At 52.7% G+C, this 24,872-nt stretch carries 18 protein-coding genes; 11 read left to right on the top strand and 7 right to left on the bottom strand.

Annotated elements, in window-relative coordinates; translation table 11 throughout:
• Positions 1-59: 59 nt before the first annotated feature.
• On the bottom strand, positions 60-8,669 hold the full coding sequence (locus HF324_RS13460; RefSeq protein WP_168860003.1) for an Ig-like domain-containing protein: 8,610 nt from the start codon (positions 8,667-8,669) through the stop codon (positions 60-62).
• Positions 8,670-8,802: 133 nt separating this feature from the next.
• Positions 8,803-8,949 carry a hypothetical protein gene (locus HF324_RS13455; RefSeq protein WP_168802961.1) on the bottom strand — a complete coding sequence of 49 codons (147 nt, stop codon included), beginning with the start codon at positions 8,947-8,949 and terminating at the stop codon, positions 8,803-8,805.
• A gap of 578 nt (positions 8,950-9,527) precedes the next feature.
• On the opposite strand from HF324_RS13455, the gene HF324_RS13450 reads away from it, so the two are divergent.
• Both HF324_RS13450 and HF324_RS13445 read left to right on the top strand, forming a co-directional pair.
• Positions 9,528-11,285, top strand: coding sequence for a hybrid sensor histidine kinase/response regulator (locus HF324_RS13450; RefSeq protein WP_168860002.1), 1,758 nt, complete (start codon positions 9,528-9,530; stop codon positions 11,283-11,285).
• 70 nt (positions 11,286-11,355) lie between these two features.
• On the top strand, positions 11,356-12,339 hold the full coding sequence (locus HF324_RS13445) for a terpene synthase family protein (protein ID WP_168860001.1): 984 nt from the start codon (positions 11,356-11,358) through the stop codon (positions 12,337-12,339).
• Here the strand turns inward: HF324_RS13445 and HF324_RS13440 are convergent.
• Positions 12,325-13,485, bottom strand: coding sequence for a cytochrome P450 (locus tag HF324_RS13440; protein ID WP_168860000.1), 1,161 nt, complete (start codon positions 13,483-13,485; stop codon positions 12,325-12,327). The two genes, HF324_RS13445 and HF324_RS13440, sit on opposite strands and share 15 nt — an antisense overlap.
• 203 nt (positions 13,486-13,688) lie before the next feature.
• Between HF324_RS13440 and HF324_RS13435 the strand changes: the two genes are divergently transcribed.
• Positions 13,689-15,491: an ATP-binding response regulator gene (locus HF324_RS13435; protein ID WP_168859999.1), complete on the top strand. Its 1,803-nt coding sequence runs from the start codon at positions 13,689-13,691 to the stop codon at positions 15,489-15,491.
• Position 15,492: 1 nt separating this feature from the next.
• Here the strand turns inward: HF324_RS13435 and HF324_RS13430 are convergent, their stop codons facing one another.
• The 4 genes from HF324_RS13430 to HF324_RS13420 form a co-directional block, all read right to left on the bottom strand.
• Entirely contained in the window at positions 15,493-16,440 is a 948-nt protein-coding gene (locus tag HF324_RS13430; protein ID WP_168802956.1) for a terpene synthase family protein, read from the bottom strand.
• A 749-nt stretch (positions 16,441-17,189) separates the two neighbouring features.
• A complete protein-coding gene (locus HF324_RS33585; protein ID WP_258539513.1) occupies positions 17,190-17,384 on the bottom strand; it encodes a LytTR family transcriptional regulator DNA-binding domain-containing protein in 195 nt (64 codons plus the stop codon).
• A complete protein-coding gene (locus tag HF324_RS13425; RefSeq protein WP_258539512.1) occupies positions 17,345-17,950 on the bottom strand; it encodes a LytR/AlgR family response regulator transcription factor in 606 nt (201 codons plus the stop codon). The genes HF324_RS33585 and HF324_RS13425 overlap by 40 nt, the downstream gene beginning before the upstream one ends.
• Positions 17,931-18,956 carry a sensor histidine kinase gene (locus HF324_RS13420; protein WP_168859998.1) on the bottom strand — a complete coding sequence of 342 codons (1,026 nt, stop codon included), beginning with the start codon at positions 18,954-18,956 and terminating at the stop codon, positions 17,931-17,933. Before HF324_RS13420 ends, HF324_RS13425 begins: the two co-directional genes overlap by 20 nt.
• A gap of 319 nt (positions 18,957-19,275) precedes the next feature.
• Between HF324_RS13420 and HF324_RS13415 the strand changes: the two genes are divergently transcribed.
• From HF324_RS13415 to HF324_RS13380, 8 genes are all read left to right on the top strand, one after another.
• A complete protein-coding gene (locus HF324_RS13415; protein ID WP_168859997.1) occupies positions 19,276-19,743 on the top strand; it encodes a protein-disulfide reductase DsbD domain-containing protein in 468 nt (155 codons plus the stop codon).
• Between the two features lie 40 nt (positions 19,744-19,783).
• On the top strand, positions 19,784-20,215 hold the full coding sequence (locus HF324_RS13410; RefSeq protein ID WP_168859996.1) for an organic hydroperoxide resistance protein: 432 nt from the start codon (positions 19,784-19,786) through the stop codon (positions 20,213-20,215).
• Between the two features lie 2 nt (positions 20,216-20,217).
• The gene (locus HF324_RS13405; protein ID WP_168859995.1) at positions 20,218-20,991 is read left to right on the top strand and encodes an alpha/beta hydrolase; all 774 of its coding nucleotides are present in this window, start codon (positions 20,218-20,220) and stop codon (positions 20,989-20,991) included.
• A 79-nt stretch (positions 20,992-21,070) separates the two neighbouring features.
• On the top strand, positions 21,071-21,847 hold the full coding sequence (locus HF324_RS13400) for a DUF1223 domain-containing protein (RefSeq protein WP_168802950.1): 777 nt from the start codon (positions 21,071-21,073) through the stop codon (positions 21,845-21,847).
• A 123-nt stretch (positions 21,848-21,970) separates the two neighbouring features.
• Complete coding sequence (locus HF324_RS13395; RefSeq protein WP_168859994.1) at positions 21,971-22,954, top strand: heme-binding domain-containing protein; 984 nt, start codon at positions 21,971-21,973, stop codon at positions 22,952-22,954.
• Positions 22,951-23,367: a cytochrome P460 family protein gene (locus tag HF324_RS13390; RefSeq protein ID WP_168802948.1), complete on the top strand. Its 417-nt coding sequence runs from the start codon at positions 22,951-22,953 to the stop codon at positions 23,365-23,367. Before HF324_RS13395 ends, HF324_RS13390 begins: the two co-directional genes overlap by 4 nt.
• 2 nt (positions 23,368-23,369) lie before the next feature.
• A complete protein-coding gene (locus tag HF324_RS13385; protein WP_168802947.1) occupies positions 23,370-24,359 on the top strand; it encodes an alpha/beta fold hydrolase in 990 nt (329 codons plus the stop codon).
• Positions 24,360-24,392: 33 nt separating this feature from the next.
• Positions 24,393-24,797 (top strand): DoxX family protein, encoded by a 405-nt coding sequence (locus tag HF324_RS13380; protein WP_168802946.1) that lies wholly within the window; start codon positions 24,393-24,395, stop codon positions 24,795-24,797.
• The last annotated feature ends 75 nt before the right edge of the window (positions 24,798-24,872 follow it).

Below are 24,872 nucleotides of genomic sequence, written 5' to 3'. Positions count from 1 at the left end.
GCTTGGTCAGGGAGGATAGCATGCTTTTCATGTAATAATATTGATAAGACATCTTTATTCTATTGATCGTTCCGGATAATGGTGATAAATCCTTTCCACACACGGGAAGTACCGTTGACGGTGAGCACATAATAATAGGTGCCTTCTGCCAGCGGATGGCCGTTCAGCGTGCCGTCCCAGTCGTTGCTATAGTTACGGCGCTGGTATACCAGTCTGCCTGCGCGGTCGAATATCTTCACTTCGTTGTCGGGATAGCTGTCCAGGTTGCGGATGGTCCAGCGGTCGTTTTTACCGTCGCCGTTGGGCGTGAGCAGGTTGGTAGCATCCAGTTTATAGTCGTCCGTTACCCGGATGCTGATGGTGGCGCTGGCGCTGCAACCGGCCGCGCTGGTGCCTGTCACCTGGTAGGTAGCGTCAGCTGGCGGTTTTACCGTCAGCGTAGGTTCCTGCAGACTTCCATTGGCGCCGGCGGCGGGCTTCCAGCTGTAGGCAGCGGCCCCGGTTGCCGTCAGTGTAACGACATCACCTTTGGAGATGGTACCGCCTTTATCGCTGCTGATGCTGACAGCCGGCAGCGCATTGACGGTCAGGAAGAACGTCTGGCTGTAGGTGTCTTTACCGCCGTTGGCCGTGCCGCCGTCATCTTTCAGGGTGATGGTAACAACAGCGGAGCCGCTGCCCACGCCGGGTTTCAGCTGGTAGCGGATGGTATTGGCAGCTACATCAGCTTTAAGCACATCGAAATAAGGCTGGCTGGACGCCAGGCTGATGGTATAATGCTGGTCCGGTTCCACCGGCGATACACCGGTGAGTTGTATCGTTTGTGCTTCGGTGGTGGCGCAGAGATAAACATCCGCTACGGGGTCCATCACCGGTTGTTTGTTGACATAGGAGATCCGGACGTTCACGGTAACGGGAACGGCTGCACTGGTATTAAGACCGTCGCTGGCGGTTACCTGCAGGGTGATGGTTTTCCCGGCGACAGCGCGCAGCAGCGTATTGTCTTTTACGGTGATGCGGCCGTTGGCAGCGAGAGACAATGCGCCTCCGGAGCCATCGGTCACCAGTGTCCAGCCCTGCACCGTACCGGATGCATCCGTGCCCTGCAGCTGCCCCACGACGGCGCCGGCAGGACTATTATCATTAATGTCGAAGGATTGCTGACGAATAACGGGCGCTGTTGCATCATACGTCAGGTCAAGCTGGCCGGAGGCAAGGTTGCCGTTACCCGCTATGTCTGAAGCCACGTCCGCAGGCAATTGCACGATCACCTGACCATCCGCGGCCGGTGTGATCAGCACGGTGTAATGAATATTATCTGTGGTTTGCAACTGACTGGCGACGCCATTGTTGACCTGTATGCCGGTAACAGCCAGGCCGCGAACAGCGTCCGTGAACGCCAGGTTGACGGTAAACGGTGTATTGATACGGCCCTGGCTGCCGGAAGACAGCGTCACTCCCGGACGGTTTGTTTTCACGAGTATAGCATCGGTGGCAGGTACCTGGTGCAGTGCCGGCGCCGCGTTGTTACCGGCAGCATCTTTCAGCGCGCCGCCATTCAGTACGATAGCGTTGCCCACGCTGATGCCGTCCAGGTCCATATCACCCTGCTGAACGGTATAGCGGAATTGCAGTGTAGCCGTTCCCGTGCCGCCGGTGTAAATGGCCTGTACGGTCTGGTTACCGATGATCACCGGTATGGAGGGTGTGCCTGTCACGCTCACCGGTTCTGACAGGTAAACGCTGAAGTCCAGCGGCTGCCCGGCTTTATACGCGCCGTTGGCAGGTACGTTCACACGGGTGACCGCAGGAACGGTTATATCCGCGGTAAGCCCGATCGTATTGGAGGACTGGTTGTCGTTGCCCGCTTTATTCTGCGCCACGCCGGAAGGCACCCGGAGGCTCAGGGAGCCATCTGCGGAAGGCGTAATCAAAACAGTATAAGTAATATTGTCGGTGGTTTGTAACTGGCTCACCGTAGCGTTGGTGGCTGTAATGCCGCTCGCCGTAAATCCGGTCACCGCCTCGCTGAAAGTAATGGTCAGCGGGAAGGCTTGCCGTACGGGGCTGACAGCAGTGGTGCTGATAACGGCAGCAGGATGTTGTGTATTCACCAATACGCCGCTGGTGTTGCCTATGTTCATCAATGCCGGGTTAGCATTGTTGCCCGCTGCGTCTTTCAGCGCGCCGCCATTCAGTACGATGGCGTTGCCCACGCTGATGCCGTCCAGGTCCATATCACCCTGCTGAACGGTATAGCGGAATTGCAGTGAAGCCGTTCCCGTACCGCCGGTGTAAATGGCCTGTACGGTCTGGTTACCGATGATCACCGGTATGGAGGGGGTGCCTGTCACGCTCACCGGTTCTGACAGGTAAACGCTGAAGTTCAGTGGCTGCCCGGCTTTATACGCGCCATTGGCAGGTACGTCCACACGGGTGACCGCAGGAACGGTTATATCCGCGGTAAGCCCGATCGTATTGGAGGACTGGTTGTCGTTGCCCGCTTTATTCTGCGCCACGCCGGAAGGCACCCGGAGGCTCAGGGAGCCATCTGCGGAAGGCGTAATCAAAACAGTATAAGTAATATTATCGGTGGTTTGTAACTGGCTCACCGTAGCGTTGGTGGCTGTAATGCCGCTCGCCGTAAATCCGGTCACCGCCTCGCTGAAAGTAATGGTCAGCAGGAAGGCTTGCCGTACGGGGCTGACAGCAGTGGTGCTGATAACGGCAGCAGGATGTTGTGTATTCACCAATACGCCGCTGGCATTGCCGATGTTCATCAATGCCAGGTTAGCATTATTGCCCGCAGCGTCTTTCAGCGCGCCGCCATTCAGTACGATGGCGCTGCCCACGCTAATGCCGTCCAGGTCCATATCACCCTGCTGAACGGTATAGCGGAATTGCAGTGTAGCCGTTCCCGTGCCGCCGGTATAAATAGCCTGTACGGTCTGGTTACCGATGATTACCGGTATGGATGGTGTGCCTGTTACGCTCACCGGTTCTGACAGGTGAACGCTGAAGTTCAGTGGCTGCCCGGCTCTGTAATAACCACTACCGGGCACGTCTATACGGGCGACTACCGGTGCTGTTATTTTTGCCTGAAGGCTGAGCAGATTGGACGCTATGTTGTCATTCAGGCCTATGTTCTGTGCGGCGCCGGCAGGCACCTGCACCGTTATGGCGCCATCTGCCGCAGGCGTTATGGTTGTTGTATAAATGATATTATCGGTGGTTTGTAACTGGCTCACGGTAGCGTTGGTGACTGTAATGCCGTTCGCTGTAAATCCGGTTACCCGCTCGCTGAAAGTGATGGTGACCGGGAAAGATTGACGCACAGGGCTGACAGCAGGCGTAGCCACGGAAACCGTTGGATGTTGTGTATTGACAAACACGCCGCTGGTGTTACCAATGTTAACCAGGATTGGACCAGCGACGTTACCGGCTATATCTTTCACTGTGCCGTTGAGCACTCTTCCCAGGGTAATGCCGTCCATGTCCATGAAACCATCCTGGACAGTGCAGCTGAATTCCAGTGTAGCCGTTCCCGTACCACCGGTAAGGGTGGCCGGTACCACCGTCCCACCGATATATACCGTTAACCCGGTGGCAGCGGTGGCCGTTACCGGTTCTGACATATTTAAGGTGAAAACGAGCTGCTGACCGGCTTTATAGTATCCGGGAGACGGAACACTTACGCTGGTCACGACGGGGGCAGTCATATCTGCCTGAATGCTGAAAACATTCGATGCCAGGTTATCATTGCCCGATTGGCTCTTTACAACATTTGCCGGTATCTGTACGGTCACCGGGCCATCGGCCACGGGTGTTACCAGCACGGTATAGGTAATATTATCACTGGTTTGCAGCTGGGTGATGGTGGCATTGACCGCGTTCATGTCATCGGATGTAAACCCGGTGACAGCTTCGCTGAAGGTGGCCGTCAGCGGGAATGCCTGTGTAGTCGGATTGGCAGCAGTAGAGCTCAGGGTTACGCCGGGCTGCCGGGTATTGACAAGCACCTCGCTGGTGCTGCCCACATTATTTAATCTCAGCAAGGCGTTGTTGCCAGCCGCATCTTTCAGGGTACCGCCATTCAGCTGGAGCGCTGGTCCTGTAATGATCCCGTCCATATCATAGTCACCGTCCTTCACCACATAAAGGAAACCCAGGGCGGTTGTACCGGAGCCACCGGTGTAGGTAGCCTGTACGGTCTCATTACCGATGATAATGGGGATGGATGGCCCGCCTGTTACGGTCACCGGTTCCGACACGTTCACTGTAAAGCGCAGTGCCGTACCGGCTTTGTAGTAGCCTCTGCCCGGAACGGAAACATTCGTGATTTCCGGTGCTGTAGCGTCGTAGGCCAGCGTGAGGGTATTGGATGTCGTATTGCCGGTATTGGCATTATTCTTAGCGGCGCCGGCCGGCAGGCTGATGGTGACAATGCCGTCTGCCGCCGGAGAAATGGTCGCCGTATAGGTCCGGTTATCGGCCGTCGCCAGGTTGGAAATAGTACCATTGGTCACCTGGAAAGCAACACCGGTGAGACCGGTGACTACTTCGCTGAAGGTAGTAGTGATCGTAAACGCACTGCCGACCGGTGACGCGGCATCCGCAGACAACGTCACCGCCGGTGTAGCGGTATTGACAAGTATGCCTGTCGTAGCGGGTATACTGCGTAACGTCAGGTCTGCATTATTACCGGCATCATCTTTAATAGTACCGCCATTCAGTTGAATGGTATTATCCAGGGTAATGCCATCTGTGTCCATATCTCCCTGTACCACCTGGTAAACGAAGAACACGCGGTCTCCCGCCGTATTTAAGTAGCGGGCCTGCACCACCTTATTACCGATGGTCAGAGACAGGCTGGGCGCGCCTGTTACGGCAACGGGTTCATTATACCATACCACAAAGTTCATGATGCTGCCGGCAGCATAAACGCCGCCGGAGGGCACGTCTACACCGGACACTTCCGCCGGCGTGGCGTCATAGGTCACATTCAGGGTATTGGACGCGCTGTTACCCGTACCGGCTACGTTGGTTGCTGCACCGGCCGGCAGCGAGATGATGACGGCGCCGCTCTCCCTGGGCTTCACCAGCGCAGTGTAGGTCTTATTATCTGTTGTTTGCAGATTGCTGATATCGGCTTTTGTAGCGCTGAATGCCGTTGCCGCCAGTCCGTCTACCCTTTCGGAGAACGTGGCTGTTATGGTAAAATCATGATTCAGGGGAGATATCGCCGTAGTGCTCAATGTTACTGTGGGAGCGACGGTATGCACAAACACCTGCGAAGTACTGCCTACATTGCGTACAGGTGGCAGCGCGTCGTTACCGGCGGCATCCTTCAGGCTGCCGGCATTCAGGCTGAGACCACTGCCCACAGCGATGCCGTCCAGGTCCGTGTCTCCGTCCTGTACGATATACCGGAAAAGCAATACCGTTCCGGAGGTGTTACTGATATATTCAGCAAGTACGGTTTTGCTGCCGATAACGACAGGCAGCGTAGGCCTTCCCGTTATCGTTACCGGCTCGTCCATGGTTACATAGAATTCCAGTGATTTTCCTGTGCCGTAGTATCCACCGGAAGGAACCGCCACGCTGCTCACTTTGGGTGGCGTTACGTCCCAGGTAAATGTGAGTGTGTTCGACGGTAAGTTAATATTACCGCCTGCTTTCTGGGTCACTGTTCCTGACGGTAAAGACACTGTATATGATCGTTCACCTGTGGGAGTAAGGAGCATGGTGAAAGTACTGTCGTTGACCGCCGCCAGGCTGCTGACAGTGGTATTCAACACGCTGAGGTCCGATACTGTCAATCCTACTATCGGCTCGCTGAAACTCAGCGTCAGGAGGAAAGGCATGTTGAAAGCCGTTTTGGGCATAGAAAGAATACAGCTGACCGGGGTGGTGTTCACCCTGACAAACGTGGTGTTTCCAACACCGTTCAGCGTCAGGTCCGCATCGTTTCCTGCGTCGTCACGAACAGTACTACCGTTTAAGTGGAGGGCGTCTATCGTGATTCCGTCCATATCCTCGTCGCCTGGCATGATCTCATAACTAAAGACCAGCCTGTTGGAAGAATTAATGCTCAGATACTCTGCCTGTCTCACCGTTGAGCCGATGGTAATGCCCAGGGAAGGCTTACCCAGCGTTGTATTGACAGACACGTTTTCAGAGTAAGCAACTTCAAAATCGATCCTGTCTGCCACATGGTAATAGTCATTGGGGGGAACGGCTACCTGTGATACCACGGGCCTGGTCACGTCCGCCGTCATATTCACGGTATTGGAGGCGGTATTTCCTGTGTTGTATGCATTGACAGCCGCATTTGCCGGCAGCGAAATCTGTATCGGCCCGGTGTTGAAATTGCTGACGGTGGCCGTATAAAGGATATTGTTCGCAGTGACAATATTGCTCACTTCTCCGTTGGATATTTGTATATCCTCTTTCGCCAGTCCTGTTACACCTTCACTGAAAGTAATCGTCAGGGTAAAAGGGGCGTTGACCTGTGATTGGCTGACAGACAGGGCAGCCGACGGCGGAAGCGTATGTATTTTCACGCTGGCCAGTGTGCGGTCGCCGTTGAGCGACAGGGAGGCATCTGCGCCGCCGGTGCTCCAGATATTACCGCCGTTCAGCTCCAGCGTTGCTCCTGTAGAGATCCCGTCTGTCGCTTCATCTCCGGGCACTACGGTATACCGGAAGCTCAGTTCCTTCGTGCCGGTGCCGCCGGTATACAGGGCCTTCACATTAGCGGCGCCGATGGTTAACGGTAAACACGGCGTGCCTGCTACCAGTACCGGTACATCATATCGTACGAGAAAATCGAGCGTAGCGCCTGCATTGTAATATCCGTTGACGGGTACATCCATTCCCGTTACTACGGGCAGCGTTTCCACGGTCCAGCTGTAGGGTTTCCATGCAGACTGGTTGCCGGCCGGATCGGTAGCCCTGATCTCCAGCACATGTGGGGCGACGCTTATACCGGTAAGCAGCAGCGGGCTGGTGGCACTGCTGATAGTACCGCCATCGAGGCGAGCCTCATAGGTAGCTGGCTCGCCGGCCGTGAAGGTAAACATCGCCTGCGTGCCCGTTGTAATCATGGGAGGGCCGGCCGTGAAGGAGACGGATGGCGCGTGTGTATCGATCGTGATATCTTTCTGAATGATCAGATAATTGCCCGCCTTGTCTTTCACTTTCATATATACCGTCTTCTTACCTTCTCCCGGTGGCAACGTCCAGCTCACCCGGGAGGTGACGGGTTGCGCAGCGCTGTACGCTACAGCGTCGTTGGAAAACTCCATGGTCATGTCCGGAGAAGCGTCGCTGGCGGTGATATCCAGTGTCACGGTTGTACTGTTGGTATAGGCGGCGCCGTTATTAATCGTCAGTGTGCCGGAAGGCGGCGTTCTGTCAATGACATAGGCCGCGCCGGTGACAGGGGCGCTGTTGACAGGGTTCAACATGTTAGTGCCGTTCATTACCAGCGCCAGCGTGCCATCACCTGTGCCGGTACTGACGTCCACAGTAAAGTAGTCGAGATTCCATTGTACCTGTGTAACGGCGGCGCCGGAAACAGTACCCGTAGTGCTCACCGAGAACGCCTCCTTTGGTGGCGGGGCAGTCAGATTCGGATTGAACGTGACTTTGTAGCGTACGCTGGAAACGTTACCGGGACTGGTAGTCATCAGCGACATCTCTGTCACGGTGACCGGCGTGGCTGTTAATTTCCTGATGCCCGGAGCGGTGTACTGGTTATAATAGATCGTCGATGCGGCTCTGTCCACTATAATTCCCCACGGCAGCTGCGGCGGATCAATATTGGATATGGTAGCGCTGATGCCGCCCTGAACATAGTCAGGAAACAGCATTTCGGAATCAAACCGCCAGATCACGCCGGATGTCCCGCTGCCGGAACCGGCATCCACCGCATAGAGGTAACCGGCGTCGTCGCATGTAAGGGAAGTGAAGGTCCCGGAGCCATGTTTCGTTGGCGCCGCCGCCCCGTTCTTCAACCGGTAAATATTGTTTTTATTGGAGAAATCCCAAAAACCGGTGAAATAGATCGTATTGTTCTTATCAACCGCCAGCCCTGTGGGATAGGACGTAAACATGTTGTCCTGCATCTCGTACAGCACCGTGCCCGGCCCGGACTCATTGCCTTTGTTATATCTCATCAACCGGGCACGCCCTGAAACCATGTCTTCTTCCATTACTACCAGGTTCTCCTGCTGATCAAAGGCCAGGCTAATGTAGCCGGTGCCGGACCTCACTGTCTCCACCGGCAGGTAGCCCGCGCCGTTAAAACGTAGACGCATAATCCGGCCTGATCCCACGCTCCCGTCGGTAGCCGTGAAATATACATCTCCATACGCGTTGACGGCAATTCCCCAGTAGTAGCCACCATCCGGAACATACGCCGGACTTTCGTAAATCCAGTTCAGGTTGCCCGGATTACCGTTAATATACTTCGTAATAACACTACGCGAACTTCCGGCGTTATAGGAAATCGAATAGATGTTGTTGAACTTGTCGCGCGTAATAGCAGTTTGAAGCGGACTGTTTGAAAAGTCTGTCACACTGAACTGCGCGCTCACCGGCAAGGCCAGCAACAGGCACCACAATAAACAGGACCATCCGGAGCGGATGAGTGTAGGGATGTACATACAATTGAATTAACGGCAAACAGGTTTTAGCGGAATATGCCGGTCTGTGCATTTTCATGCACCCTGTTTGTTTTAACAGAACAAAGATTTTATCAGGAAATATTTATATAATACAGTTATTGATCGTTGACGGCTATACGCAGTATCCCGACGAAATGTCCCGCGAACGGGCCATGATGTCTTCCGGAATGATCAGGTGGTAGCAGGTGACAGGCGTGATCAACACAGGCACAGAGCGGGCAGTCTTTTCAGAAAAATGCTGATTTTCAGTTTGGTACATACGATCGTTGTGGTTTACACGGGTTGCCATGGACAAAAGGGAGTGGTTTGACTTTGGGATATCTGGCTAAAATTCTGGTGGCCGCAAAGGTATTCATTTTTTCAAATTCATGTCCGGGATTTTCCCCGCTGCTGCAACAACGCTGCCGTTCCCGACACTCCGGCAGCAGCCACTGCGCTGTTTTCCAGCCACTTTCTTATCATGATGCTTTTTATCTATCTCCAACGGGTATACGAAATATTGCCCGGCGGATGCCGGTCTTAAGTCTGTTTTGAATCATCTGCGGAGGTTAAAAAAAGCAGGAAACCGGCGCCGCCTGATCGCACTGCCGGTAGTGGCGCCTCCACCAAACTTATCCAGCAGGGAATTGTCATCATTTTTCAATAAATAACTTAAATAGTTTTATCTATTTCGTATCTTACAGACCAAGACTTACTACAACGATGTACAACTGTTCAGAAAACCTGGCGGTCAGGTAGTCACACCGGTACCCTGGCAAGCCTAAAAGTAAATGGCATCATTGCAATCAAGACCCTCAATTGATAACTTTGACCCAATCAAAAACCCACAATGAATGTATGCGTAGATTCTGGCGCCTGTTGAAAACTCTTCCATATCTTGGTACAGATGGAGCTCCGCTTCCGTTAAACAGCAAGCGGGTCATCATCATTCTTAACTCCCTGGCTTTACTGACCTCATTTCTGTGTTTCCTGATCTCGACTGTTTTATGGAACACAGCGCACGAAATCCGTATTTCCGGCGTTGGTTACGCCATGGCCATCATTTACCTGAGCGTGCCGTTGTTTAACAAAGCCGGTAAGACCAACTCCGCTTTACTGACCATCTTCATACTGCAGTCCTTCAGCGCCATGTATTACGGCGCCCTGCTGGGACCAGCCATCAACATCGAGGCGCTGGCCGTTTTCCTCTGTGGCGCCGCGCTGCTGATCATCAAATCCAGCCGTTACAAATGGGCGGCGATCAGTTTTGTGTTAACGGTGACGGTGATCCTGAAAGTCATCTGGTACGGCAACCTGGTAGATCCGCTGCCGCTGAGCATCAGCAACAACCGGCTGGTCTATTTCTTCGCCGCCGGGGCCGTGTTGCTCATGAATGCACTGCTGCTGTACTTCTACGAACGGGCGGTGAACAAAAGTAACCGGGAATTGGAAGCCCTTGTGGAAGAAAGGACGCTGGCGCTGGACCAGGCCAACCGTTATAAAACCACTTATCTCAACTCTTTGTCGCACGACTACCGTACTCAGCTGAACCCGATTTACGGCCTCGCTCACGAGCTGGTGCTGCAGGCGGAAGACGAAGGCATGCCCGATCAGATCCAGGTGTCTACCGATGTGATCCGTGCGCTCTATGCCTCTTCCCGTAACATGCTGGACATGACGAACGTGGTGCTGGACACCGCCCGTATCGAGGCAGGGATGTACGACGTGCCGCAGCCGGCGCCGTTTTCCGTGCGGCAATGGCTTTACCAGCAGCTGGACACCTACCAGTATGTTTCGCCGGTACCCCTGCAATTAAAAATCGCCGGCATCCCCGGACGAATAGTCTCCGATGCGGCGCTGCTGACGAGGATACTGAGCAACCTGCTTACCAACGCCATCAAGTTTTCCCGCCCCGGCGGCACCATCACCATTACCGCCCGCGCTACCAGTCAGCATTTCCTGCTGGAAGTCACCGATGAGGGCAAAGGCATCCCCGCAGAAGAACTGGAAAAAGTTTTTGACTTATACATTACCGGTTCCAAGCCCGGTGAAGGTACCGGGTTAGGACTGCCTATTTCCCGGAAGATAGCGGAGACGCTGGGCGGTACACTGACCGCTGCCAGCGAAACCGGCAAAGGCAGCACTTTCCGCCTGAGCATCCCTATGGTGGCAGACAACAGCCGGAAAAGCCAGCCGCAGCAGCCCAACGAGTTCGAACATTTCTACGGGGCCAAAGTGCTCTGCGTGGACGACGACCACAGCAACCGGCTGCTGGCCGAACTGCAGCTGAAACGCCTCGGATGTACGACCGCTTTTGCCGCCTCTTCCGGCGAAGCCCTGGAGAAAGCCCGCGAGATTATCCCGGATGTGATCCTGCTCGACTACTATCTGCCCGAGATATCCGGCATGGCACTGCTTGAAAAGATCCGTAAGGATACCCTGTTGCGTCATATCCCCGTAATTTTTATCAGCGGCAATACCGATACCGCAGAGGTCGCAGCCGCCAGGGCGCATGGCGACGGGTTCCTCTCCAAGCCCATTATGCTGGAACAACTCTACCATGCCTTACTCCCGTTTCTGTCCAGCAGGCTCGTCACTGAAAGCAGACCACTGTAACACAGGGGGATAAATGTTTTAATATTGCAGTAGATTATTGTACCTTATATGGCCAAATTATGTGATATATATGAATGCAATCATTCTCCCAATCCTCTACTGCCCTATTGAGCCAGCGATTAATCCAAACTACCAACATGCCATCGACCACACCAATGCGTGGGTAAAGAGATTTGCGCTGCATGCCGACGGCAGCTACGAAAAATACCTGGATGACAACTTCGGTATGATGACCGCCAGGTTTTATCCCGAATGCGGGCTGGACCAGCTGAAGCTGGCCAACGATGCCAACGTGCTGTTGTTTGTCATGGACGACGCCATGGACAACCAGATAGAGCGCGACGAACTGATACAGTCGCAGTTAAACTTCGAAAGTTTTGTGGCCGCCTGCAAACAGATCCTGGCCGATCCTCAGCCGCCCAAAAGCGGCGACACCGGTGTGATGGCCGCGCTGGCAGACGTATGGCTCCGTTTCAAAGCCTTCAGCACCACGGAATGGCAGCATAACTTCGTGGAGAGCCTCCACAAAATGTTCGCCGCCGGCCTCTGGGAATACGGGAACGTGCAGTCGGGCCAGCTTCCGACGGTGGCCGAATTTTACAAGAGAAGACAATACCTGGGCGCCGCACATGTCAGCACCGACATGATCGAAGTGATTGAAGAAATATCACTGCCGGCGCATATCCTTCAGCATCCGGCAGTGATGGAACTGGTGGTACTGGCGCGCAACCTGGTATGCTGGGCCAACGATCTTTTCTCCCTGTCGAAAGAACTGGACCATGGCGACCAGCATAACATGGTGCTCATCATGAAAGCCGAAAGGGAGCTGTCCCTGGAAACCGCCATCCTGCAGGCAGCAGCGCTGCACGACCAGGAAATGCGCCAGTTCGAACAGCTGTCCGCCGAACTTCCGGACTTCGGCCCCTATGATGCCGCCGTAAGAAAATATGTCCGCATTCTCGGCGCCATTCTGCGCGGCAATATGGACTGGAGCTACCGGGAAACCGCCCGGTACAACTTCGAATATGGACAGGTAGCTTTAGACCTTGTCTAATACCAGCGGCAGGCTCTTTAAGCTGTACACCAGCGCACTGATTTCCGGTTCCGGCGCTTCAGCCGTCGCCACCCGTACCCGCGCATGACGGAAGATCGTTTCAAAGGCAATCCGGGTTTCTATTCTGGCTAGCGGCGCACCAAGGCAATAATGAATACCATGACCGAAGCTCAGCGCCTGATTCAGGTTGGCCCGGTCCATGTCAAACGCGTCCGGATGCGCGAATACAGATTCATCTTTATTCGCGGTGCTGATGGACACATTCACCAGATCACCTTTTTTAATGGCTGCGGAGGAAACCATGACGTCCTTCGCAGCTATTCTCGGAAATCCTTTCACCGGCGATAATACCCGCAACGCTTCCGTAACGGCCTTCGGAATATCTTCGTGATGGGCCGCCAGATGCGACTGCACATCGGGCAGCTGGGAGAAAATATACATGGCGTTGGCCAGGGAGCTCTTCGTGGTTTCATAACCTCCCAGGAAAATAGCCACGCACATGGCAATCACGTCCATCGTCTCCAGCCGGTTGCCTTCCACTTCAGAAACAATCAGCTGCGAAATCAGATCGTCCTCCGGATGAGCCGTCCGTTTCTGAATCAGCTCAGAGAAAAAGATGCTCATCTCCTGCATGGACCGGCCGAATATTTCGACGCCGATCACCCGCGGATCACCTGCTACAGCAATAATCCATTGCCTTACCTTTTCCACCTCTGCGTCCGGCACTCCCAGCATGCGGGAGATCACGCGGTGAGGCAGTTGCAGGGCGAAGTCCCCCACAAACTCAATAGAACCAGTAGACAGATGGGGCAACAATAACTCTTCGCATTGTTGTCGTATCCACCCCTCCGACTGGGTGATAATGGCCGGCGAAAAAGCTTTCGTCGCCAACGCCCGCAGATGCCTGTGCTTCGGCGGATCGGTCACGTTCAGGTTACGTGTAAATACATTGTCATCGGTTTTAGGAATGTACTCACTGGAAAAAGTAGCATAGTCGCTCAATACAGCCACCACATCCTCGTAACGGGTTACCTGCCAGGCGCCCGGAATATGGTCAGAATAATAGGGCGTAAAACTGGCATCAAAAAAAGGGTGGGCGGCCTGCATACGGGGATGCAGGGGATGCTGGCTCAAAGGCGTTTTCATGTTTAGTAATGGATTAGAAAATGTTGAACAATCACTTTGGCAGGTAAATTACGTTAAATTCGATAATTTTATTTATCTTACCCACGAAACAACTGTACCCTGATTCCGCCACCCAAACAGATACTTAATCCTTTGATGAATACCCGCTTACAACGTGCAGATAGGACCAAGAATATGTATATTACCCTCAATATATCCGATTTATGAAACCTGACCATATTACGATGTCCGATGTAACCAGGCAAATGCTCCTACAACCCGTGGCAGGCGGTGTTTATGGTGACGAACAGGAAATAGCGCAACGCTCTGCGTTTATGTTAAATACCATCGCTATTATATTTTCTGCGTTAGTTGTCGGCATAGGAGGTTATTTCTATTTTCTTACACGAAGCCTGCTTTTTTTAACCGGCGTCCCTCTGGAAACATTTTGTTTTTTAACAGTGGTTTTTCTGAATCATAAGAAACAATATTTCTATGCTAATCTCCTCATGCTGGTCACCAATGTAATCTTTATCGGCTACTGGTCTACTGTACTGGGCGACGGTATGTCTCTTGAAATGCTACTGGCGTTTATGACAGTAATAACCTTTTATTTAATCTCCTCTTTTGTACTGCATAAAAAAAACAGGGCACTCTTCTATAGTATAATAGGATGTGTGGCGATCGTGATTTATATTATCTCAAACGCTTATTTCCGGTACATCACACCACTCGACCTCAGTAAAAACGTGATAACGGCTATGCGTTGGTCTACAAGCGCCGCTCTTCTGATTATTATCTTTGCCATATTAACCTCCTATGCTTCCCAGATAAATGGCTTGTTGATTGAATCCCGCAGGCTTCAGGCTGCATCCGAGCGAAAGACCGCTTACCTGTCTGAAGTGTTTCATGAGGTAAGGACCCCGTTAAATGTGGTATACAGTATCGCGCAGGTCTTCCTGTTGAAGAAAGACAAGCTTTCCAACCTGGAAGAAGAAAATTCTGACGAAGAATATAAACTGCCCAGCGGTGGCGAAATGGCTGATCAGCTATACAGTTCTACAGCACTTACCCGCAACATCATCAATCATGTGCTGGAAATCGCAAAAATAGAAAGCGGGAAATTTATAGAGATCAACAAGGAAGACTTCTCCCTGTTTGGCCTTGTCAATTCCACTATCGCCGCACACTCTTATCTGGCCAGCCCCAAAGGTATCAAAATAACGCTGGACATCGACGATGCGCTCAAACAAGCTATTCACAGCGATAAGATTATCTTAACCAAAATCTTTAACAACCTGCTGTCCAATAGCATTAAATACAGTACCAATAATACCGTAGTGCGGGTGGTACTTAAAAAAGCCGATACCTTCTGGACACTGGAGATCACCAACACCGGGAAAATAGATCCTATGATCGCTAAGGCCGCCTTCGAACGTTTTGTGGCCAAGAGTGAAAATGACTCCAGCAGCGGGCTTGGGCTAGCCATCACCAAACACCTCGTGGAATTGCTGGAAGGAGAAATCTCCATCGTACCCCAGCCCGACCCGGACCTGACCACTATGCACGTTAAACTGCCCTTTGTAGCCGGCGAAAAACCTGTCATACAACTTAACAAAGTAGCGGACGGGAGAAACATTTTCTGGAAGTCCAGAGTATTACTCTTTGAAGACGATCAGATGGGCGCGGGATGGGTGATGCGCTTCCTGAAAAAATGGGGCGTGGACGCTAAATTGTGTAAAGAAGATAATGTGGACAACGCTGTTGCCCGTATTGCTGCAGAAAGCCCGAACCTGGTAATTTCAGACCTGAACATGCCGGGGTTATCGGGGGAGATGCTTTTAAAGCGCATGAGAGAACATGCCACCTTAAAAAGCATCCCCGTTTTAATTGTTAGTGCGAGTGAGTCATTTACTGAAAACGATGCTGTCGCTATTGGTGCGAATGGATTCTTAAAAAAGCCGATCGATTTTGGTGAATTATGCCTGGCACTCGCCAAGTTCCTGCCCTATCGTGCAGTATCGTAGTTTAGCGGTAGCGCTCTGTGTCCAGCACTGCCCAATCATCATAACCTCTTACTATCTGATATACGCCAGCAATATATTTCGCCAATTGACTGTTGATGCGGTCTCCAAAATCAGGCAGAAAAGTACGGGCAACTTCAAACGCTTCCAAATGCCGTGCATGCTCGCTGGCAACAAAATCGATGGCATCATCCAACGTGAGGTTAAGCTCTCGCCTGGCAATCAGGATCAGGTTAAACCCACCTTCTTCCAGTTCGGCTTCACGACGGATAGAATGCAGGTCATTCGATAAGCAGCCCAATAAACTAATCTCCAGCTCTATTTTTTTTACAACAGGATGCATGTACACTTTCTCCGGAATACGCAGCCCCGCAAACATTGCCACCAGCGGATACATAATACAAAAGCCTGTAAAGGGCCGTTCCCTATAGTAATCTTCAATACTCATCTGATGACGATGCAGTTGCATCTTAATCTCCAACTTACATTCGGTCAGATAATCTTTCATGTGAATACAAAATTGCCGGTACAGGAAGGGCCGGTCATGGCAGATGATTTGCAATTTTTTGGCGATGTTCGCTAAAGCCAGCTCCAGGCGTCCATTACCACCATAAGGTTTCCTCTCCAGGATACTGATAAATACATCTAACTGGTCCGTCATTTCCGTTGCCAACGCCTTATCTTCCGAACCTCTGTCACAACTATCGTCCACGGTAAACAGCCACGTCAGCAGCTCTCCGGCCAATGTAATATGTTCCAGGCTGGCAAAGGGATACTCACGGGCGGCTTGTACTCCAAAGAGGGCGCGGTCATACCATTTCAACGGTTTGTAAAAAGGTGACAGGTTAAACTCCTGGGCCCAGTTGACAGTGTTGGTTTGCACGGTTTCACTAAAATGACTGATCTTGATGTCACCTGGTATGGTGACCATTGCATACTTTCGATTTAACATAACAATTTGATTTAAAAAGTGAAGAAGAAATAAAAAAGAGATGAAATAAGGTGGTAGCATTCTAAAGTGTAGATCTAACCAATCGCCAAGGGTACAAGCTGATGGTCTGGCTATTATGGAAAAAGTTCTCGTTGCTTTATTAAGATAGCTAAAAATTAAATATTACTTAAATCGAATAAGTACCGGCATACATATGCCGTCAAAAAAGCCCAAAGTAAAAAATACCCTGGGCTAATCCGTAAAATATGCTTTATCAAAACATTAATCAAAATCGATAGCAGCCCATATACCCTTGTGTGACAGCCCGGCCCGTTCCGGCAATAAAATAAAGTTTTCGCTCCCGGTCAGCTCTCTGTTGCGTCTTCATCTTCCTTTTACCTCTGTTTAACGTCAATTGTTGGCTGTTATTTTACTGACGCTCTTTCTGTAAATATACGCTTATAGACGGGCTTTCCCATAGGCTCATGGCAACGGCCATCACAGCATGGCATTGGTAAATTCACCGGGGCATGGCCGGCAAATTCCCCCCTCTAAAAGGGCAAAGACGAATCATCTGTCTCCTGCAACCGGCAAGGTATTCACGGCAAAACATCGCGCACCCTGCAGAAACGGCCACCACCAACGAATGTCCGCTCCTGCCGGGTATATATAAACCGGGAAAGAGGGAGCCTCCGCTCCCCTTTTTCCTATTAACTACGTAAAAAAACACCTTTTGGTTCGCCCGGTTACACGGCTATTTTTCCCATCCCTCACCTTTCTTCCAGCCATTGCAAAAATGCTGCAGTCTTCTCTTTTCCGATCAACAGCTTCTCCGGCGTCGCCACATGCAGGTTCACCAGCAGCTTCCGTGCGAAATAATGCTCCACCTCCCGCACCGCGGAAAAATTGATGAGGTACTGGCGGTTCAACCGGTAAAACTGACGGGCCGACAGCTGGTTTTGCACCTGGTCCAGAGACTGCGTAATGGTATACTCCTCCCCTTGAAAGTAACAATGGAAGGAGACGTGTACTTAATATAGATATACGCGATCTGGTCGGTCTGCACCGTCACATACTTGTTGTTCCTAAATACAAGGAAACTCTTCTTGCCTTCGTCTGCACTGATTTTGCGGATCAGATCTTCCAGGTTGCCGCCCGAATGCTGCTGGAAAAAGTTCCTGAAATTCTCCACTTTTTCAAAGGCTGCCTTCAAATCCTCTTCTGAGAAAGGCTTCAGCAGATAGTCCACCCCGTTGGCCTTGATGGCGTCCAGGGCATACTCCCCGTAAGCGGTACAGAACACCACCGGGCAGGTAACGGTAACGGTCTTGAATATATCAAAAGAGAGACCGTCGGACAGCTGTATGTCCATAAAAATCAGGTTGGGCATCTCATGGGACGACAACCAGTCGATCGCCGCTTCCACACTCTGTAATTTAGCCAGTACCTGGGTCGACGGACGCAGCTTCATGATCAGGTTTTCCAATGATCTGGCGGCCTTTACTTCATCTTCAATGATGATGACGTTCATATATGATCGGTAATTTAACAGTAAACTTTTCGGCGGTCACATCGATGATCATCTCACCATCCAGCAAATGCCGGTACCGCTGGTTGATATTTTCCAGCCCGATACCGGTCGACGATTCCGGCACCCGTTTGAGCTGGATATTGTTCTCCACCACCAGGTGCGTGGCGGTGGAATAAAGATAAATATGCAACGGCTTTTCCTCCGAAACAATATTGTGCTTGATACAGTTCTCTATGAGCAACTGCAGGGTAAAAGGCGGGATCATGGATGCATATACCTCCGCTGCGATCTCCTTTTTCAACGTTATACCGCTTTCAAAACGCGCTTTCAGCAGATACATATAGGAATCCAGTATCTCCATTTCCTCCGACAGCCGGACCAGGTTGAGCTTACGGCTCTCCAGCGTAAAACGGTAAAAATCAGACAGCTTCAGGATGAAATTGATCGCCTGCTTATCCTCGCTTTCCACCATATACTTCAGCGTGTTCAGGCTGTTGAAAAGGAAATGCGGGTTCACCTGCTGCTTCAGCAGTTCATACTGCGCCCACAGGTTGGCAGACGTGCTCCGCTCCAGCTCCAGCGACACCTGCTGGTTAAGGTAACTCTGGTGCAGCAGATGGATAAACATATAAAAGGTGAGGTTGATCAGGATGCCCCTCACCTCGAACATCAGCATCACCGGCCCGAAATTCAGATGGGACAACAGGTACTGCTGTATGCACGATAAGACAAACATGATCACCAGGCCCACCAGCAAGTTCCGCAGCAGCCTTTTCGTACCAAAGCCGCCGGCATTTTTGGCCGTATACGACGGGAACGTATATACGTTGTAGTACCATATCAGCAGGGAGAACCCCGAAGTCACCCCTGCATCTACCAGCGCCTCGTACAGCACGAACTGATGATCGGCGATTTTGGGTATGGCCGTCAGTATCCCCAGCGAAATGGAGCTTAACCAGATGATCCGGTTGGATATTTTAAATGCCGGTTGTTGTCGTGTATTCACTTTTTAGTCATTGATCTGTTGCAAATGTAGGCTTCCCCGCGGGAAAGCCACCGTTTCCATGGGTGAAATGGACATATCCGCTTCTCAACCGGACAATCTTACGCCCGAATCGGACAACCGGTCCTTTCCCGCTCCCACCAACGCTTTCCAGGCCAAAATCCTTCACGGCCGCTATTGTCCATTTCACCCGCCGGGATGCCGGATTCAACAGGTTTGTACTATGCCTTTCCTCCGCATTGTGTTCTCTTTGTGCTGTAATCGTTGCTCACCGCAGGATTGACAGGGCAACAAAATATTCATTACCACCATCATAAACAAGATGAAAAAGATATCCTTCACACTGATGCTGCTGCTGACCGGACTGGTTACCGCTTTCGGTCATGCCGCCAGCCAGGCGCCCAAAGGGCAGCCCATCCAATGGAAATATACCGCCCGGAAAACCGGCAACGGCGAAGCTGTGCTGCGCTTCACCGCCACCCTTGCCAACGGATGGCACCTGTTCGCCCTGAACAACCCGGCCAACAGCCCGGTGAGAATGGCTTTCACCTTCCTCCCCGGCCCGGCTTACCGCACGGAAGGCAATGTCAGCCAACCGGAGCCCATCACCCGGTTTGAGCAACTGTTCGGCACCAATATCAGCTATTTCGAAAACGAAGTGGTGTTTCAGCAGAAAGTCAGGCTGACCGGCAAAAGCGCCACGGTAAAAGGCAATATCGAATTCACGGTATGTGGTCCCCGCCAATGCCTGCCTCCTGAAACCATCGCATTCACCATCTCCATAAAATAATAAAAAACATACACATCACCCTTTATTAAAATTTAAAACGATGAACAACAGCAACACAACAGCGATCGAAAAAGTATTGTACACTGCCCACACCCGTACCACCGGCGGCAGGGAAGGCAAGGCCCAAAGCAATGACGGCAGGCTGGACATCTTACTCTCCCCTCCCGGCACCAGCGGCACCGGTACCAACCCGGAGCAACTTTTCGCCGCCGGATGGTCCGCCTGCTACATCGGAGCGCTGGGACTGGCCGCCAAAAAACTGGGCGCTGCCCTGCCCGCAGACACGCTGGTAGACGCAGCAGTAGACCTGGGCACCACCGACGGCGCCTACTTCCTGCAGGCACGCCTCTCCGTACACCTGCCGGGCATGGCGCCGGAACTGGCGCAGCAGCTGGTCGACCTGGCCCACCAGACCTGCCCCTACTCTAAAGCCATCAAAGGAAACATCAACGTCACCACAAATATTATCTGAGTATGAACACCATCAGCAAAAAACTCCGCCTCCTGTTCTCCGCCATCGTAGCGTTACTGTTCAGCGCCACCATCGCCTCCGCCCAAAATACCGCCGCCCGCATTCAGAACGTAGTGCTCGTACATGGCGCGTTCGTGGATGGCTCCGGCTGGAAAGGGGTATACGACATCCTCACGAAAAAAGGCTATAACGTCACCATCACACAGATTCCGCTCAGCTCCCTGCAGGACGATGCGGCCGTCGTGAAAAAAGCGCTGGACCGGCAAAACGGGCCGGCAGTGCTGGTCGGCCACTCCTGGGGCGGCACCGTCATCACCGAAGTAAGCGCCCATCCGAAAGTGGCCTCCCTGGTATATGTGACCGCTTTCCAGCCGGATAACGGTGAACCCACTACGAAATGGATCGCCACCGCACCGGCCCTGCCGGAAAACGGTATCCTGCCGCCCGATAAAGACGGACTGGTATACTACGACCGCGATAAATTCCATGCAGGCTTCGCCGCCGACCTTCCGCCGGCACAGGCGCTCTTTATGGCAGACGCCCAGAAACCCATTGCAGCGGCTTCTTTCGCCACACCGGTAACAGCCGCCGAATGGCATCACAAACCCACTTTCGGTATCGTGCCTACGGCAGACAAAAGCATCAACCCTGTTATTCTCAGGAATATGTTCCAACGCTCCGGCACCAAAGTCACCGAGATCAAAGGCGCCAGTCACGCCGTCTTTGTCTCCCACCCAAAAGAAGTGGCCAACGTGATCATCGCGGCTTCCAGATAAACTACCTTCTTACCGGGGCGAAAGCCCCGGGCTATTTCCGGCGCCTTCGGGCAGCTCCATCCTCTAAAACAGGTCCATCATGAAATACTTTAAAGAAATCGCTATATACATAGGCCTCCCGCTGATTTTTCTCGCCATTATGGCATTTAAAAACATCAATCACAGGAACATGATCACCAGCATTCAGCAAGACAGCCAGGACAAAGGGTTTGCCGTGGTGGAACTCTTCACGTCCGAAGGGTGCTGGAGCTGCCCGCCGGCAGATGAGCTGATCGCCCGGCTGCAAAAGGGCAACAACAATCAACAGCTTTATATCATGGCCTTCCATGTGGATTACTGGGACCACCAGGGCTGGAAAGACCGCTTCAGCCAGGCCGATTTCACCGAAAGGCAGAAACAATACGCCGCCTGGTTACGGCTGGGCAACATCTACACGCCACAGCTGGTCGTTAACGGCAAAACCGAAATGGTGGGATCAGATGAAGGCGCTGTGTTAGGCGCTATCAGCGCCGCGCTGCGGGGCGCCACCGCTCCGCCGCTGACGCTCAAAGCCGAACAGGGCAACGGCACGCTGACCATCACTTATGCCGGCGCGGTGCCGCACAAAAAGGCCCGACTCCTGACGGCGCTGGTACAGAAAACCGCCCGCTCCGAGGTGAATGCAGGGGAAAATGCCGGCAAACAGCTCTCCCACGTACAGATTGTACGCCAGCTGCAGCAGCAGGAACTGAAAGAACAAGGGACCGTTACCCTGAAACTGCCAGCCGGTTTCCGGGCCGGCGACTGGGAAGTGATCACTTTTGTGCAGCAGAAAAACACCGGTGAGATCACGCAGGCGGCCAAATTAACATGGTAGCCCACTATTGGAGGCGGGAAATGTCTAACTCAGCCTCCAATATGTCCGGCCCACCAGTTTCTGATTCTCCTCCCACCGCACGGGGCCTACTTTTGACATATCAAACACGGAAAAACAAGCCACATGGAAACGACAAAAAATACCAAACGCTTCAAACGCATCTACCTCATCCCGGCCGCGGTGATCGTGGTGCTGGCAGGGCTGCAACTGTTCAGTGAGCCTATCGCCTCCAAACCCGTTACCGGCCACATGGACGAGGCCCCGGCCGAAGTGCTGGCCATCCTGCAGCGCTCCTGCTACAACTGCCACTCCAACGAACAAAAGTTAAGCTGGTTCGATCAGCTGGCCCCCGCCTCCTGGGCAGTGAAGAAAGATGTGGACCGTGCACGGGAGGTAATGAATTTTTCTGAATGGGACAAGCTCTCTTCCGGTGAACGTACCGGCAAAATGTACGCGATACTCAACATGATGCAGGCAGGTAAAATGCCGCTCCGCGAATACCTGCTGCTGCATCCGGGCGCAAAAATCACAGAGAAGGATATTGAAACAGTAAAAAAATATACGCTGTCGCTTTCCGCGCAGAAAGCCCCGGCCGCAGCCATCGCCGGCGCTACCACTGTCGCAGCCGGCGCCGTTCCCACAACGTTCCCGGTGTCTCCCAACGGCGTGAAATATACCGACGCTTTCAAACAATGGACGGTGATCAGTATGAGCACGCTCTTCGACAATTCCATCCGGGTCATCTATGGCAACGGCATCGCGGTAAAAGCCGTACGTGAAGAAAACTTCTTCCCCTGGCCCGACGGCGCTATCGTGGTGAAAGCAGTATGGAAGCAGGTGACCATGCCCGACGGGGAAATCAGGCCCGGTGAATTTGTCAACGCGCAGTTCATGGAGAAAAACGCCGCAAAATATACCACTACCGAAGGGTGGGGATTCGCCAAGTTCAGTGGACAAAAGCTGGCCCCTACAGGAAAAGACGCCCTGTTTGCCCAGCAGTCCTGCATCAGCTGCCACCGGCAACTGGCATCATCCACCGGCTTCCTCTTCGATGTGCCGATGAAAGTAAATCCTAAAAGCTTAACCGAAAAAATTATTGCCCAATGAACCGCTTCTTCCTCCTGTTACTGATCGCTGCCGCATTCACCGCCTGTAAAAACGAGGCGCCCGCCGGTAACCAGGCACGCATCGTATTTGACGCCGGCAGCCTGCACTTCATTGCATCCTCGCTGAATCCGAAACTGGAGACCATGTCCGCTGTGTATGGCAACGACAGCGCGCTGCAGTCCCTCGCAAAAGGCGATCATCAACCGGCGGCGGGGGCCGTCCTGAAACTGGTCACCTGGCGCTATCACGACAACCCGCAGTACTTCGGCGGCAGGATCAACGGAGAGCTGCTGAGCGTGGAGACCATACAGGCCGGCAGCTGGCAGCTGGACTTCGGCGCCCTGCAACGCCCCGCTTCACCGTCAGAGAGGATCAGCTACATCATGAGTTATCAACCCGTACAAATACCATAATCATGAAAAAACTTACACACCTCATCGCAGCAGCGCTGCTCAGCATAGCCGCTACTACTACCGCTTTCGGTCAACAAAACAGTAATAATGCTTCAGGCGCCATCAAACAAATCAGGGCAGGCGTGCTGGACGTGGGTTACGCAGAAGCAGGCCCCGCTGACGGACAGGCTGTTATCCTCCTCCACGGCTGGCCTTACGATATTCATAGTTACACGGCCGTTACCGCTCAACTGGCCGCCAAGGGATACCACGTCATTGTGCCTTACCTGCGCGGTTACGGCAGCACCCGGTTCCTCTCGGCGCAAACCGCCAGAAACGGGCAGCAGTCGGCCTTTGCCGCCGACATCATCGCGCTGATGGACGCCTTGAAAATAGACAAAGCCATCGTGGGCGGTTTTGACTGGGGCGCCCGCACCGCCGATATTATCGCCGCCCTGTGGCCGGAACGTACCAAAGCGCTGGTATCCGTGAGCGGTTACCTGATCGGCAGCCAGCAGGCCAACAAAGCGCCGTTGACGCCCAAAGCCGAGCTGGCCTGGTGGTACCAGTTTTACTTCGCCACCGAACGCGGCAGGGCAGGCTACCAGGCCAATACCCGCGCATTCAACAAACTGATCTGGCAGACCGCCTCTCCCGACTGGCATTTCAGCGACAGCACTTTCGCAGCAAGCGCCGCTTCCTTCGACAATCCGGACCATGTAGCCATCGTGATCGACAACTACCGCTGGCGGTTAGGACTGGTGCCCGGCGAAAAACAATACGACGCGCTGGAACAGCAACTGGCGAAAAGCCCTGCGATCACCGTGCCGGCCGTTACCCTCGAAGGAGATGCCAACGGCGCGCCACATCCCGACCCCGCCGCGTATGCCGCTAAGTTCAAAGGCAAATACGTACATCATACTTTAACGGGAGGCGTAGGCCACAACCTGCCCGCCGAAGCCCCCGAAGCTTTTACAGCAGCTATCATAGAGGCAGGCCGCCTAGCACAATAACATCTTTTATTCATCTTCTTAAAATATAAAAAAATGAAAACGAAAACAGCTACTATCATCTATTGGTCCGCCACTATTTTTATGTCACTCTGGTTCGGCGCCAGCGGCTTCTTCGAACTGACAAAAAATCCCATCGTATGGGGCATCACCCAACAGTTAGGTTATCCGCCGCATTTCATTTACATCCTGGGCGTCTTTAAAATAGCCGGTGTCATTACGCTTTTAATTCCGCACAAATTTCTGCGGTTAAAAGAATGGGTATTTGCCGGCATGTTCTTCGATATCACCTTTGCCTTTTTCTCCAAGATCAGTGTGCTGGGCTTTCCCGCCACGGTAGATGCGATCATCGCTTTCACCGTGCTGAGCGCCGCTTACGTGATGTTCCGCAAGCTGTATCCCGCAAATTATGCCACCCTGGCCCCTGCGCCGTTATCATAACCAGCCCGTTCCTATAAAAGTGAAAAGCCAGGCAGTCAGCTGCCTGGTTTGCTTTTTTAAGGGTATTTGATTAAA

Source organism: Chitinophaga oryzae (assembly GCF_012516375.2).
Taxonomy (GTDB): Bacteria; Bacteroidota; Bacteroidia; order Chitinophagales; family Chitinophagaceae; genus Chitinophaga; species Chitinophaga oryzae.
The sequence above is the reverse complement of the archived record's forward strand: the minus strand, read 5'-3'. Positions and strand labels throughout refer to the sequence as shown.

Coding starts and splice junctions, on each gene's coding strand:
- HF324_RS13460 (WP_168860003.1), bottom strand. CDS start 8,669: ATGTACATCCCTACACTCATCCGCTCCGGATGGTCCTGTTTATTGTGG.
- HF324_RS13455 (WP_168802961.1), bottom strand. CDS start 8,949: ATGTACCAAACTGAAAATCAGCATTTTTCTGAAAAGACTGCCCGCTCT.
- HF324_RS13450 (WP_168860002.1), top strand. CDS start 9,528: ATGCGTAGATTCTGGCGCCTGTTGAAAACTCTTCCATATCTTGGTACA.
- HF324_RS13445 (WP_168860001.1), top strand. CDS start 11,356: ATGAATGCAATCATTCTCCCAATCCTCTACTGCCCTATTGAGCCAGCG.
- HF324_RS13440 (WP_168860000.1), bottom strand. CDS start 13,485: ATGAAAACGCCTTTGAGCCAGCATCCCCTGCATCCCCGTATGCAGGCC.
- HF324_RS13435 (WP_168859999.1), top strand. CDS start 13,689: ATGAAACCTGACCATATTACGATGTCCGATGTAACCAGGCAAATGCTC.
- HF324_RS13430 (WP_168802956.1), bottom strand. CDS start 16,440: ATGTTAAATCGAAAGTATGCAATGGTCACCATACCAGGTGACATCAAG.
- HF324_RS13425 (WP_258539512.1), bottom strand. CDS start 17,950: ATGAACGTCATCATCATTGAAGATGAAGTAAAGGCCGCCAGATCATTG.
- HF324_RS13415 (WP_168859997.1), top strand. CDS start 19,276: ATGAAAAAGATATCCTTCACACTGATGCTGCTGCTGACCGGACTGGTT.
- HF324_RS13410 (WP_168859996.1), top strand. CDS start 19,784: ATGAACAACAGCAACACAACAGCGATCGAAAAAGTATTGTACACTGCC.
- HF324_RS13405 (WP_168859995.1), top strand. CDS start 20,218: ATGAACACCATCAGCAAAAAACTCCGCCTCCTGTTCTCCGCCATCGTA.
- HF324_RS13400 (WP_168802950.1), top strand. CDS start 21,071: ATGAAATACTTTAAAGAAATCGCTATATACATAGGCCTCCCGCTGATT.
- HF324_RS13395 (WP_168859994.1), top strand. CDS start 21,971: ATGGAAACGACAAAAAATACCAAACGCTTCAAACGCATCTACCTCATC.
- HF324_RS13390 (WP_168802948.1), top strand. CDS start 22,951: ATGAACCGCTTCTTCCTCCTGTTACTGATCGCTGCCGCATTCACCGCC.
- HF324_RS13385 (WP_168802947.1), top strand. CDS start 23,370: ATGAAAAAACTTACACACCTCATCGCAGCAGCGCTGCTCAGCATAGCC.
- HF324_RS13380 (WP_168802946.1), top strand. CDS start 24,393: ATGAAAACGAAAACAGCTACTATCATCTATTGGTCCGCCACTATTTTT.